This is a genomic window from Cohnella ginsengisoli, from assembly GCF_029525555.1.
GTDB lineage: Bacteria > Bacillota > Bacilli > Paenibacillales > Paenibacillaceae > Cohnella > Cohnella ginsengisoli.
The window spans coordinates 403,151-414,749 of the sequence record NZ_JAPDHZ010000006.1 but is presented as its reverse complement, the minus strand read 5'-3'; the positions used below and the strand labels follow the sequence as shown (position 1 = coordinate 414,749).

14 protein-coding genes and 2 pseudogenes are annotated in these 11,599 nt (G+C 62.4%); 7 read left to right on the top strand and 9 right to left on the bottom strand.

From position 1 onward, the window contains the following. Positions 1-154: 154 nt before the first annotated feature. A complete protein-coding gene (locus tag OMP38_RS28455) occupies positions 155-316 on the top strand; it encodes a hypothetical protein (protein ID WP_277568084.1) in 162 nt (53 codons plus the stop codon). Between the two features lie 72 nt (positions 317-388). Beyond that, positions 389-520 (top strand): DUF4023 family protein, encoded by a 132-nt coding sequence (locus tag OMP38_RS28450; RefSeq protein ID WP_277568083.1) that lies wholly within the window; start codon positions 389-391, stop codon positions 518-520. Positions 521-578: 58 nt separating this feature from the next. Here OMP38_RS28450 and OMP38_RS28445 read toward each other — a convergent pair whose 3' ends face one another. From OMP38_RS28445 to OMP38_RS28430, 4 genes and pseudogenes are all read right to left on the bottom strand, one after another. Continuing rightward, on the bottom strand, positions 579-1,496 hold the full coding sequence (locus OMP38_RS28445) for a polysaccharide deacetylase family protein (protein WP_277568082.1): 918 nt from the start codon (positions 1,494-1,496) through the stop codon (positions 579-581). Further along, the gene (locus tag OMP38_RS28440) at positions 1,496-2,803 is read right to left on the bottom strand and encodes an MFS transporter (RefSeq protein ID WP_277568081.1); all 1,308 of its coding nucleotides are present in this window, start codon (positions 2,801-2,803) and stop codon (positions 1,496-1,498) included. The genes OMP38_RS28445 and OMP38_RS28440 overlap by 1 nt, the downstream gene beginning before the upstream one ends. A 175-nt stretch (positions 2,804-2,978) precedes the next feature. Then, a pseudogene (locus OMP38_RS28435) lies at positions 2,979-3,281 on the bottom strand (MarR family winged helix-turn-helix transcriptional regulator); the annotation flags it as partial. Between the two features lie 494 nt (positions 3,282-3,775). Next, positions 3,776-4,279, bottom strand: coding sequence for an ester cyclase (locus tag OMP38_RS28430; protein WP_277568080.1), 504 nt, complete (start codon positions 4,277-4,279; stop codon positions 3,776-3,778). A 192-nt stretch (positions 4,280-4,471) separates the two neighbouring features. Between OMP38_RS28430 and OMP38_RS28425 the strand changes: the two genes are divergently transcribed. Continuing rightward, a complete protein-coding gene (locus OMP38_RS28425) occupies positions 4,472-4,897 on the top strand; it encodes a DUF1284 domain-containing protein (RefSeq protein ID WP_277568079.1) in 426 nt (141 codons plus the stop codon). Between the two features lie 5 nt (positions 4,898-4,902). On the opposite strand, the gene OMP38_RS28420 is transcribed toward OMP38_RS28425, so the two are convergent. The 3 genes from OMP38_RS28420 to OMP38_RS28410 are packed head-to-tail and all read right to left on the bottom strand — an operon-like array spanning position 4,903 to position 6,862. Next, positions 4,903-5,601, bottom strand: a complete 699-nt coding sequence (locus OMP38_RS28420) for a hypothetical protein (RefSeq protein ID WP_277568078.1) — start codon at positions 5,599-5,601, stop codon at positions 4,903-4,905. After that, positions 5,598-6,494: an ABC transporter ATP-binding protein gene (locus OMP38_RS28415; RefSeq protein ID WP_277568077.1), complete on the bottom strand. Its 897-nt coding sequence runs from the start codon at positions 6,492-6,494 to the stop codon at positions 5,598-5,600. Before OMP38_RS28415 ends, OMP38_RS28420 begins: the two co-directional genes overlap by 4 nt. After that, on the bottom strand, positions 6,491-6,862 hold the full coding sequence (locus tag OMP38_RS28410; RefSeq protein WP_277568076.1) for a GntR family transcriptional regulator: 372 nt from the start codon (positions 6,860-6,862) through the stop codon (positions 6,491-6,493). Before OMP38_RS28410 ends, OMP38_RS28415 begins: the two co-directional genes overlap by 4 nt. 212 nt (positions 6,863-7,074) lie before the next feature. On the opposite strand from OMP38_RS28410, the pseudogene OMP38_RS36320 reads away from it, so the two are divergent. Next, a pseudogene (locus tag OMP38_RS36320) lies at positions 7,075-7,152 on the top strand (hypothetical protein); the annotation flags it as partial. On the opposite strand, the gene OMP38_RS35255 reads toward OMP38_RS36320, so the two are convergent. Together OMP38_RS35255 and OMP38_RS28400 are read right to left on the bottom strand one after the other, a co-directional pair. Continuing rightward, complete coding sequence (locus tag OMP38_RS35255; RefSeq protein WP_338130686.1) at positions 7,149-7,757, bottom strand: HD-GYP domain-containing protein; 609 nt, start codon at positions 7,755-7,757, stop codon at positions 7,149-7,151. The pseudogene OMP38_RS36320 and the gene OMP38_RS35255 overlap by 4 nt on opposite strands. Next, positions 7,675-9,099: an HD domain-containing phosphohydrolase gene (locus OMP38_RS28400; protein WP_338130685.1), complete on the bottom strand. Its 1,425-nt coding sequence runs from the start codon at positions 9,097-9,099 to the stop codon at positions 7,675-7,677. The genes OMP38_RS35255 and OMP38_RS28400 overlap by 83 nt, the downstream gene beginning before the upstream one ends. A gap of 241 nt (positions 9,100-9,340) precedes the next feature. On the opposite strand from OMP38_RS28400, the gene pepT reads away from it, so the two are divergent. From pepT to OMP38_RS35245, 3 genes are read left to right on the top strand one after another with little or no spacing between them, the layout of a single operon-like run. After that, positions 9,341-10,579, top strand: coding sequence for a peptidase T (pepT, locus tag OMP38_RS28395; RefSeq protein WP_277568075.1), 1,239 nt, complete (start codon positions 9,341-9,343; stop codon positions 10,577-10,579). Continuing rightward, positions 10,572-11,207, top strand: coding sequence for a lipoate--protein ligase family protein (locus OMP38_RS35250; protein ID WP_338130684.1), 636 nt, complete (start codon positions 10,572-10,574; stop codon positions 11,205-11,207). Before pepT ends, OMP38_RS35250 begins: the two co-directional genes overlap by 8 nt. Further along, on the top strand, positions 11,204-11,572 hold the full coding sequence (locus OMP38_RS35245) for a hypothetical protein (RefSeq protein WP_338130683.1): 369 nt from the start codon (positions 11,204-11,206) through the stop codon (positions 11,570-11,572). Before OMP38_RS35250 ends, OMP38_RS35245 begins: the two co-directional genes overlap by 4 nt. The last annotated feature ends 27 nt before the right edge of the window (positions 11,573-11,599 follow it).

Here is an 11,599-nt window from a genome sequence, read left to right as displayed (position 1 = left end):
AGCCGGCGCTGTAACATATCTCCGGCAATGCCCGAATTGTAACACACGGCGTCAAGTTCGTCTCACGCCGAAAGCCCGTACGAACCGCATAATACGGCTAGTCTCAAGGTAAACTAAAGGGGCTCTCGTAACGATGCCAAGGAGGGGATAACGAATGTCCGGACGCAACAACAGGCCCGAAAACGGCGGACCTGCAGGTCATCCCGGCAGATTGGACCAGTTCGGCGACAAGCTGGGAACGCGCAACGACGACGAGTTTCGGTCCGCGGCGGATAAGGCTTGCAGCACCGGTGCGAAGGGCAAGAGCAGAGGCTGAGTGTCGCAAGCTTCGGAAACCCGTGCATCACAAAGACATCATTTATTAGTCATTTCGAGGGGGTTCGCAGAAATGAGCGATACGCATGCGTTCGTGGAGCAGGTCCATGACCGCCAGCGCAAGGACCGGCGCAACAAAGCGCATCAAGGTCAAGGCACGCAAGGACAAAAGGTGTCTTCCCGCCAGCATAGCACGAATAAATAAAGCAGCGCGCCTCCGAACGCAAGACGTCCGGAGGCGCGCTTTTTTCATCGGCCCGCCGTTATCCCCGGCCGAGCGCGAGCTTGGCCAATCTGAACGCCGACCCGAGCCGAGGCCGACGCAGCTTTTCCCTCACATACCGGTAATCCGTGAGCTGCACGCCCGCATCCTTCATCGCAGCCGCGAAGTCGGGATCCAGCATCAGCTTATACTCCCATACCCGCTTTTCCCAATTCGGAATGCGCGCGCCGAGATCGGCGTCCGGCACCGCCGGATGGATATAGGTCTCCACGACGCCTTCCGGCAGCTTATACAGCTTGGCGATCAGCATCGCCTTGAACGATTCGTACGTCTCCCCCGGCTCGATGCCGTAGGGATGACTCAGCAGGTAGTCCGGCACCGCCACGCCAAGCGTGTCGCACAGCGCCACGGCTTTGGCCAGCGTCGCCTCCACGCCCGGCGCGTTCGCCGTCAGCGCTTCGGCAGGGTCGATGTGGCGGAATAGCCGGAACGGAAGGCCCATGCGCGAGCATTGCCAGAAAACCTGCGGCAAGTAGCTGCGGCCGGCGGCGATGCCGTACAGACTGCCCATGTGATTGTCCGCGTGCGTCACGGCGATTCCGGCGCGCGCGACGGCGTCGAACTGCGCGTTCATCTCGGCGACGACGTCCGCCTTGGCGGATCCGCGTTCGAACGCTTCGACGGTCTTGTACATAAAGCCTTCCGCGTCGTGCAGCGAAGGGCGGCCCGTCAGGCTTGCGAAACGAACGGCGTCGTACTCGCTCGTGAAGGTGAGGTGCAGGCCGACGCTCGCTTCGGGATGACGCCTGCACCAATCCGCGGCTTGGTCGAAGCCTTGCGCGGGCGTCATGATCGTGGCGGACGAGACCCGGCGCTCCTCGAGCAGATGCATGATCGCTTCGTTCGCGGGCGCGCTCTGGCCGAAGTCGTCGCAGTTCAGGATCAGCAGCTTGGCCATCAGGCGTCGATTCCTCCTTGCGCATGCGGAGCCGCAGCGACGGGCTGCGGCTTGAGAAACAGCGAGACGACGAACGAGACGACGAGCAGGCAAAGCGGCACGATGCAGATTAGATAGCGGAACGTCTCCTCCGGATGCGGCCCCGGTTCGTCGCCGCTCACGTAGCCGAACATCCGGCCGACGACGAAAAAGGCGAGCGCCGAGATCAGCCCGCTTGAGCGCGTGAGAAATCCGCCGACCGCCGTGTACATTCCTTCTCTGCGTCGTCCGGTCCGCAGCGCGTCCCGGTCGATGATCTCGCTGCAGAGCAGCGCGGGCGATACGAGGAAGCCCGCCAGCCCGAAGCCGAAGCAGATGCCGGCCGCGATGCCGGTCCCTAGATTGTTCGCGAACCAGAGCGGAATGACGGAGAGCCCGTAGACGACGAAGGCGAAGCGCCAACTGCGGTAGCCGCCGAGCTTTTTCACGATATAAAACCATACCGCGACGAGCGGGATGACCGATACGAAAACAGACGCCATCAACAGCGTAACGTCGTCCTCCCCGACGCCGAGCGCGTACTTGGCGTAGAACGGGATCATCGAGCTGACGAGACCGTTCACCGTCTGCGCGAAGGAGCCGGCCACGTAGAACAGCCAGAGCTCTTTGTTCTTCAACGTCTCGCGAAACGCCTGTACGAGGGGCAGCGGCTCTTCCTTGGCGAACGTCTCGTTCTCGCGGACATTCAGAACAAAGATTGTCATGAAGATGCCGAATATGGCCGCGTATACGACGGACATTGTGCCGAAGCCGAGCGCCTTATAGAGAATCGGCGTGAGCGCCGTACCGATCAGAATGGCAAGGATCTGGTAGGCCTGCTGGACCGCGGAAGCCTTGGCCCGCAGACTGTCGCCGGCGAACAAGTCAGGGAACAGCGCGCCATAGTTCACCCATAGAATCGTGGCGATCGCCTCGAAGAGGATGAGCGCGACGAGAAACCAGGTAAATAAAGCGCTGTCATGAAGATTCGGCGGAACGGCGAACACCATGACGAAGGCCAGCATGAACAACAGGATGGATGCGAAAATCCACGGTCTGCGGCGGCCGTGCCGCGAGCGCGTACGGTCGGACAGATACCCGGCCATCGGCTGGTTGACGGCGTCCCAAATGAGATAGATCGTCCGCGCGAGCGTCGCCAGTCCGACGGCCAGCCCCAGCTTTTCGACGTAAAAATACGTGTAAAACGAACTGAAAGCCTGGCTCGGCACCATCATCGCGAACATCCCGAGCGCATAGGCCGTCGGGGAATTCAGGAACTTCCTGCTCATCGGCATTCTCCCGTCGCATGTAGATTCGCGGCCCGCTCCCGCCGCCAGACATCGGCCGGAGCGCCGTTCCTCTACACCATTCTACAAACGGGCGGCAATTTCCTCCAATCCTGCAAAACACCGGAATGCGAGGAAAGACGTATGCGGACGGGTTTCCGGTACGCTCCATGCCGAATTACCAGACGGGCCTGAACTTCGCGGTCCCTTCGCCGAAGGAGCGTACGATGTCGCGCATGCTCTGCGTCAACCGCTCGGCCTCGCGCTCCCCTAACCGCTCGCGCCATCTTCCTTCGATGGCGGCGAATTGCGCTTCGGTCGCCCGGATGCAGGCCCATCCCCGCTCGGTGAGCACGACCAGCTTGCCGCGCCCGTCGCTCGGATGCGGACGCCGCTCGACGTAGCCGCGTCCCTCGAGATAGTCGATCATCTGCGTGGCCGCCTGCTTGGTAATCTCCAGATGCTCGGCCAGCTCGATGCCCGTCGCTCCCCCCGAAGGAGAGCTTCTGGAACGCGTAGCCGTGCGACGGCCGCACGTCGTCGAACCCCTGCGCGGCCAACTCCCGGTGAAGCTCGTCTACCGCCGCGCGAAAGGCCGTCGCAAACAAAAACGTCAACTCGTAACCCCAGGCGCCCGCCTCGGACATGGTCTTTTCCTCCCGATCCCTGTGCTGCTTGTTGCTGTCCATTGTAACAGAAGGGGCCAGGCGCGGGGTAGCCGCGGGCGGGGGCGCGGGGTTTGGTGCGGAAATGCGTTACGCCAACGCCCCGGTTCCGATGAACGGGCGCCATGGCGAACGCCGTTACCCGCGGCGACTGGCGCAGCACGGCGTAAATCATCAATCGTTTAAAAGCGAAGAAGCATATATGGGGCTATCGCGTAAACGTGATGCACTTTTGCAGGATAGCACTACCGGGGACCGACCGGCTCGCTCCAAGTTTCCAAGCTGCCTCGCATGTCCTTCTTATCCGCCGCTACTCCTGCGCCGGCGCTCCATTAATGCGACAGGCAGGCTGCTCGTTAAGCTCCGCGCCAATCTGCCGCAGCAGCGACGCGGTGTCGAACAGCGCCCAATGCTCGGCGATTCGGCCGTCCGCGACCCGATACTCCCGGTACAGCCTGGCATCGATCGGGAGCCCCGTAGCCGCCTTCCCCCTGAAGGTCCCCAGATGCGTGCCCTTCATCCGAAGGCGAACGACGACGCGGTCCCCCTCCGCCGTGACGCTCTCGACCGTCGACCGCTGATCGGGAAACGCCGTCCGCAGCCGGTCCGCCATCGCGAGCAAGCCTTCCGCATTTCCCGGCTCGTAGGCATGATCGACGTAATCGTCCGTCAGAATCGGCGAGATGCACGAGGCATCGCCATTGTTCCAGAAGCGTTCGATGAAGTCTAGCGCCACCTCCTTCGAATGCGTTAAATCTTGCGGGACACCGTCCTTTTCGCCGAATGAACTTAAAGCTTGCGGTTGCTGGTTCATAAACTTTGCCTCCTTTGTTATATAGTCAATTTAGTTGACCATATGAGAATAACACAAGAGAGGCGATTTAGTAAAGTGAATTGACCAAATAGGCAGGATCGCTTTTTTAAATGGAGCTACCGACTAGGATGCACCATCGTTAACCGAATGGTATAATCACGGTTAACAATCAAACGCAAGGAATGATGCAGGATGACGATCAAACTGCGCGGGCATCATCTGCTTTGCCTGCTGGGATACCGGGGAAAAGGGTACTCGGAGGGGTTTTGCGCGAACATGACGCGCGTATACGAGCGGCTGCGGACGGCGCCCGAGACGGAGATCGAGCTGATCCTGGGGCCCGACGATATTTGCGCCGCTTTCCCCGAGGACCAGGAGACGCATTGCGAGAATGCGAGCGTGTACCGCAAGGACGAGGAAATCGCGCGGCAAATCGGCATCGCCGTCGGAGAGCGTCGCGCATGGGCGGACGTCGTTGCCGCCGTCGCCGCGCGCGTGCGACCGGACGACATCGGCTCCCTCTGCAGCGATTGCAGATGGGAGCCGTATGGGTTGTGCCGCGAAGGCGTCGCGCATATTCATTCAACGCCCAGGCTGCGAGAGCTGCCGCGCGCCTGACGGCGTCAGACGGACGTGCGGCGCAGCAGCCCGTAGGAGAGCGCCATGCACAGGAGCGTCAGCGGCGCGGTGCCGCCGGCGATCTCGAGCATCGTGCGGTCCGCCAGCCAATGGCCGAGATCGGTCCACCAGCCTTGCTGCGTCATGACGTAGCTCCAGACCGTGCCGATCGCGAGGACGGCGATGGAGAGGACGAACATGCCGGTCTTGCCGAAGCGCTTGGCGACGCAGGCGATCAGGAAGCCGAGGTAGAACAAGAAGACGATCAGCAGGAAGTAGACCAGAAACTGAACAGGCACGGAGCCTTCGCTGACGTAGGGCAGGTGGAAGAAGTAAAGTCCGACGCCCCAACCGTCGAGCCACTCGCTCTCGACGTACGACAGCAAGCTCAAGACGGCTGCGCAGATCACGCCCACCAAACCGATCGCGCTCCCCGTTCCCCAGAAATAATCGGACCTCCTGACGCTGAAGCCGAGCAAGAACGGCAAGGTATTGGATACCGACATGATGCCGGCTGCGAGCATGTAGATGTACAGGGAAGCGCTGCCGCCCGTCGTGATGTCTTCTTTGGAAAAGAAGGCGATGACTAAATTAACGGCGAAGCTCGATCCGGAAATGATCCAGGGCAGCAGGAACCAGCTGAATTTGTCCTTCAGAATCGTGGACGTGACCGCCTTCATTCTTCCGCGTTGGACGATATTCATAACGAGACCGCCTCCCTCTCCTCATTTTTGCCGCCTGTCAGATGCACGATCAGCTGTTGAAGCGATACCGGCGCGAATTCCAGACCGCGCTCCGCGGCCTCTCTGCGCTCCTGCGGGCTCGCCTCGCCCATGACCGTCGCCGAAGCGATCGCGCCCATGGCGTCCCGCGACAACACCTTTTTCCCCGACACGAACGAATCGATCCTGGCGGCGGCGCCCACGACGCTGTAGGCCATCCCGGACAGCCGCTCCACGTCCTGATCCAGCAGCAGCTTGCCTTGGTCGATCAGCAGCACGTGCTCCAGCAGGCGGCTCACCTCGTCGATCAAGTGCGTCGACAGAATGACGGTGCGCGGATGCTCGGCATAGTCCTCCAGCAGCCGGTCGTAGAACAAGGTGCGCGCGACGGCGTCCAGCCCCAGATACGGCTCGTCGAAGATCGTCAGCGGCGCCCGGCTGGCCAGCCCCACGACCACGCCGGCGGCGGACAGCATGCCCCGCGACAGCTTCTGCATCTTGCGCTTCATCGGCAGTCCGAACGCTTCGGCCAATTCGGCCGCATATGCCGCGTCCCAATTCGGATGGAGCGAGGCGGACACTTCCAGCACGTCCTTCACCGTGAACATCGGCGGGTACTTCTGGCTCTCCTTGATGAAGCAGACGCGTCTTAGAACCGACTCGTTCTCGAACGGCGCTTCGCCGAACACTTCAATGTCCCCGCCCGACGCGAATTGCTGCGCCGTCAACATGTGCATGATCGTCGTCTTGCCGGCGCCGTTGCGGCCGAGAAGCCCGTAGATCTTGTTTTCCTCCAGCTCGAAGCTCACGCCGCGGACCGCCGCGGTGCCGCCGTAGGACTTGGTCAGGTTCGTTACCTTTACGATCGCGCTCATGACTTGTTCCCTCCCTTGCGGACCATGTCCGCGAGCTGATCCTGCGTGATTCCGAGCTTCTCCGCTTCCCGCATCATCGTCACGACATATTGCTCGAAGAACTGCTCCTTGCGCTTCTCGACCAGGCTCGCCTTCGCCCCCGCCGCCACGAACATGCCGATCCCTCTCTTCTTGTAAAGAATGCCTTGCTCCGTCAACAGATTGACGCCCTTAGCCGCCGTCGCCGGATTGATCTGGTAAAATGCCGCGAACTGATTGGTCGACGGCACCTGGGATTCCTCGGGCAGCGCGCCTTCGATAATGTCGTTCTCGATGCGTTCGGCGATTTGCACGAATATCGGACGGCTGTCGTCGATCAGGAAGCTCATCGTTAACTTCACCACCACATTGGTTAATTACTTATGTAACTAACCATACAACACCTTGAATGCTGCGTCAAGCGGGCGAATGCCTTTTTTTTAGAAAAACGCGTTCAGATTCGAGCAATCGATGAGAAATCCCGGTGGCGGAGGCGTGCTACAATGAGGATAAAAGCGAAGCTTGAGTCGTTGGCGAGCTTTGAGCGAACCGGCCGAGAGCCATGGAGGAGACAGCCATGACCAAGGAATTATGGATCAACCTGCCCAGCAAGGATTTGGCGCGTACCAGGCAGTTCTATCGCGATATCGGCTTCACGTTTAATGCGAATTTCCCCGGCGGCGATTCTGCCGTCAGCCTGCTCGTTGGCAACCCGGCGGTCGTCGTCATGCTATTTCCCGAGGAGACGTTCGCAAGCTTTGCTTCAAGCGATGCCTCGGATGCCCGCGCAGCGGCGGAGGTGCTGCTGTCGCTCGGGGCGGACAGCCGCGGGGGAAGTGGACGAGCTGGCCGCGAAGGCGGTCGCCGCCGGCGGCGAGTTGTACGGCAAGCCCGGAGAGAGCCAGGGATGGATGTACGGGTGCGGATTCGCCGACCCCGACGGACACCGGTGGAACGTGCTCTATATGGATAAGGAGAAAATGCCGGGGAGATAAAAGGCAGCGGACCTCCCGGCAAGCAGCCAGACGTCAAAGACCGCCCGAGGCTAGCGCCCGGGCGGTCTTTGACGTTTATCGCAAGCGGTCCAATGCTCATCTCCCCCCGCATGCGAGAGACGAAAAGCTCGACGTACGCGGGGTCCCACTGCGTGCCCTTGCCCTCTTCAAGAATGGCGAGGGCTTTTTCGAACGGCATCCCCCTGCGATACGGCCGATCCGACGTCATCGCGTCGAACGCGTCCGCCACCGCGATGATGCGGCCGGTCGGGGGGAATGCCTTCGCCGATAAGGCCGTCCGGATAGCCGCGGCCGTCGTAGCGCTCGTGGTGCGAACGAACGCCGGGCAGCAGCGGCGCCATCGCTTCGCGGGGCTCGACCTGCAGCAGGATGTTTTCCCCCAGGACGGGATGCTGCTTGATCTGCTCGAACTCCTCGTCCGTCAGCTTCCCCTCCTTGAGCAGCACGCTGTCGCGAACGCCGATCTTGCCGATGTCGTGGAGCAGCGCCGTCTTGTTCAGCACGTCGAGCTCTTCGACGGAGAGGCCCGCCGCCCGTCCGATGACCGAGCTGTACTCGGCTACGCGCTGCGAATGGCCCGCCGTATACGCATCCCGGGCATCCAGCGCCGCGGCCAGCGTGGCGTAATAGCTCTGCAGCAGCTGCGCGTTCATCCGCTCCCGCGACCGCAGCCCGTCGACCATACCGTTAAAGCCCGCCATCAACTTGGCGAACTCGTCCGAGTACAGATCGGACGCCGAAGTCTGCAGCCTGCCCGCCTGTACCTCCGACATCGCCTCGTACAGCTCGCGAATCGGCTGCTGGACGTCTCTGCCTAGAAGCCAGGCGCCAAGCGAGGAAAAACCGACGCCGGTCACGAGAATGAGTCCCGCCCATCGCCAATAGTCGTAACCCAGATCCTGCGACCAGCCGTTCAGGCGAATCTGCGTCGCCAGGCTGAACAGGATGACCGGGAATGTCCCGATCAAAAACGCGCTCAGCTGAAACTTGCGCTGGATCGAGACGAGGACGCGCCCATTCAGGGAAATATCCGCGCCGTACAGCCGGCGGCCCTCCGTTTTCAGATACGCGAGCAGCGGACGGACGGATTGCGCGGTGAGGAAAAATTCAATTAAAGCGTGCATGCATGCGACGAGAACCGCTCCGGCCGCCGCCAAACCGATATAGTAGTATGGAAGATCCACCCACCCAAGCCGGATCGACAGCAGCGCGAGCGCGCTCGCGGGCAGCGACAACCCCAGCAGATGCGGGCCTAGCGTGCGGACGACGGCGAGCGAGGGCAACCGATGGGCCCTGAGGTAAGCCGCTTCGATCTGCGGAAGCGCCGGCCGTTCCGACCGGAACAGCTCGCGGATCGGCGCGATATGCCGGCGGAAAGCGAAGTATTCCGCAACGAACATCGTCAGCAGGGAGATCAGCAGGATCGCCTGCAAATGCAGCAGCTCGCCCCGCGGCACGTTCAGGCTGCCCGACAGGATCGCGCCGCCCACGCCGATCACCGCGACGACCGAGCCGAAGATGTAATTGCGGACGAGCCGGACGACGAAGGATCTGTATAGCGACTGCTTCATGCAGGGGATGCCTCCTCTAACTGTCTCTCTCACTATGCGGGAGCGCGGTGCGCGCGTAAAGGCCTAACTTGCGCCTCGTCGCGGCGCTGCCGGGATCGCCCGGTATCGGCCGGCCCCGGCGACGGAAGGCGGCGCCAGGCGGAAGGCGGCTCGCTTGTTTTCCCGGGCCCGCCATTTGGGTTATGATGTGAACATACGCAGCTTAGCGCCGTACGAGCGCCAACTTGAGGAGGTGCCTGCCGTGAAGCAGGAATTAATCGACCGGTTCGTCAAATACGTGCAAGTGGACACCCAATCGGACGACAACAGCCCGTCGTGCCCGTCGACGCCGGGTCAATGGACCTTGCTCCGCATGCTGGAGGACGAATTGAAGAGCATCGGCATGGAGGAGGTAACGGTAGACGATAACGGCTATCTGATGGCGACGCTGCCGTCAAATACCGATGCGGAAGTCCCGACGATCGGTTTTCTGGCGCATGTCGACACCGCTACCGACTTCACGGGCGCGAACGTCAAGCCCCAGCTCGTCTACAATTATGCCGGCGGAGACATCGTGCTGAACTCGGCGCTTAAGCTCGCCTTGTCGCCGAACATGTTCCCCGACCTCGCCAAGTATGTCGGCCACACGCTCGTTACGACCGACGGCACGACGCTGCTCGGAGCGGACGACAAAGCCGGCGTCGCCGAGATCGTGACCGCGATGGCCTATCTGATCCGCCATCCGGAGATCAAGCACGGCCGCATTCGCATCGCGTTCACCCCCGACGAGGAGATCGGCAGAGGCCCGCACAAGTTCGACGTCGCCGCATTCGGCGCGAAGTACGCCTACACGATGGACGGCGGTCCGCTCGGCGAGCTGGAGTACGAGAGCTTCAACGCCGCGGGAGCCATCGTGACCGTCAACGGCACCAACGTGCATCCGGGCACCGCCAAAGGCAAGATGGTCAACTCCGCCAAGATCGCGATGGCCTTTCATGCCCGGTTGCCGGAGGCGGAAGCGCCCGAATTCACGGAAGGCTACGAGGGCTTCTATCACCTGCAGTCGATCGAAGGCGACGTGGAGCGGACAACGCTGCGATACCTGGTGCGCGACCATGACCGGAGCCTGTTCGAGCGGCGCAAGCATGTGCTGGAGAATATCGCGGAGGAATTCCGCCAGACGTACGGCGAAGACAGCATTGAGCTGACGATGAAGGATTCGTACTACAACATGCGGGAGAAAATCGAGCCCGTCATGCACATCGTCGACATTGCCCGGGAAGCCATGGAGGGTCTCGGCATCGCGCCGATCATCAAGCCGATCCGCGGCGGCACGGACGGGTCTCAGCTGTCCTACATGGGACTGCCGACGCCGAACATCTTCACCGGCGGAGAGAATTATCACGGCAAATACGAGTTCGCCTCCGTCGACAACATGGTGCAGGCCGTGAAGGTCATCGTCGACATCGTCCAGCGCTATGAGCGGCGAGCGCGTGGATAACGGGACTGGCGGGCGCGCGGAGCAGGCGGCTGAAGGCGGCGGTGCGAGCGTGAATGATGCGGACAACGGGAACGGCATGAGCGCAGCGCTTGCGGGCAACGCTGACGTGCGGGCCGGCGGCCCCGCTCACGATCGCGCTTGGATGTCCGGGCTGCTGATCCTCGACCGGACGGACCGGCTGGCGGCGGAGGACCCGCTGTATGCGTTCGCCCTGGACGAGCTGCTGTGCCGCGCGACCGGTGCCGGAGGCCCGGGGATCTGCCATCTTTGGCGACATCCCCGGGCGTTCGTCATTGGCCTGCGGGACAGCCGGCTCCCGCGTGCGCGGGAGGCAGCCGACCGGCTCGCCGGCCTCGGCTACGGCGTGGCGGTCCGCAATTCCGGCGGCGCCGCCGTGCCGCTCGATCCGGGCGTCGTCAACCTGTCGCTCATCCTCCCGAAGGACAGGGCCGAAGACATGGCGTTCCACGGCGACTTCGAGCGCATGTACGACCTGATCCGGCTCGCCGTCGGGCAGCTAGGCGGAGAGGCTTCCAAGGGCGAAGTCGTCGGCTCTTACTGCCCGGGGACTTCGACCTGTCGATCGGGGGCCGCAAGTTCTGCGGCATCGCCCAGCGCAGACAGGTGAAGTCCTACAACGTGCAGGCCTTCATTATCGCCGAAGGCAAAGGCGACGAGCGGGCGCGGGTCGTGCGGGAGTTTTACGGGCTGGCGGCCGAAGGCGCCGACCCGTCCGCGTACCCGGACGTGGGCACGGACCGGATGGCGAGCCTCGCGGAGCTGACGGGCGCGGGAAGCGGAATAGGTGGCGCGAGCGCGACGGGCAGCAGCGGCTCGGGACTTGCCGCGCGGTTCGCAGCCGCCGTGAAGGACGTCATCCGCGCGCATCAGACGCCGGCCGGAATCGCAAGCGCCGAAGCCGCGCTGCGCCTGCCCGCGCCGGACGAGATCGAGGAGATGGCCGCCTCGCTGCGGACGCGCTACGGCTTGTAGAGCGTGACCAGCGCTACGTCGGCCGCA

Bases quoted from the DNA above. Each gene is read 5' to 3' on its own strand.
- OMP38_RS28425 (WP_277568079.1), top strand. From the start codon at position 4,472: ATGACGATCAAACTGCGCGGGCATCATCTGCTTTGCCTGCTGGGATAC.
- OMP38_RS28415 (WP_277568077.1), bottom strand. From the start codon at position 6,494: ATGAGCGCGATCGTAAAGGTAACGAACCTGACCAAGTCCTACGGCGGC.
- OMP38_RS28445 (WP_277568082.1), bottom strand. From the start codon at position 1,496: ATGGCCAAGCTGCTGATCCTGAACTGCGACGACTTCGGCCAGAGCGCG.
- OMP38_RS28420 (WP_277568078.1), bottom strand. From the start codon at position 5,601: ATGAATATCGTCCAACGCGGAAGAATGAAGGCGGTCACGTCCACGATT.
- OMP38_RS28440 (WP_277568081.1), bottom strand. From the start codon at position 2,803: ATGAGCAGGAAGTTCCTGAATTCCCCGACGGCCTATGCGCTCGGGATG.
- OMP38_RS28430 (WP_277568080.1), bottom strand. From the start codon at position 4,279: ATGAACCAGCAACCGCAAGCTTTAAGTTCATTCGGCGAAAAGGACGGT.
- OMP38_RS28455 (WP_277568084.1), top strand. From the start codon at position 155: ATGTCCGGACGCAACAACAGGCCCGAAAACGGCGGACCTGCAGGTCAT.
- OMP38_RS28410 (WP_277568076.1), bottom strand. From the start codon at position 6,862: ATGAGCTTCCTGATCGACGACAGCCGTCCGATATTCGTGCAAATCGCC.
- OMP38_RS28400 (WP_338130685.1), bottom strand. From the start codon at position 9,099: ATGAAGCAGTCGCTATACAGATCCTTCGTCGTCCGGCTCGTCCGCAAT.
- OMP38_RS28450 (WP_277568083.1), top strand. From the start codon at position 389: ATGAGCGATACGCATGCGTTCGTGGAGCAGGTCCATGACCGCCAGCGC.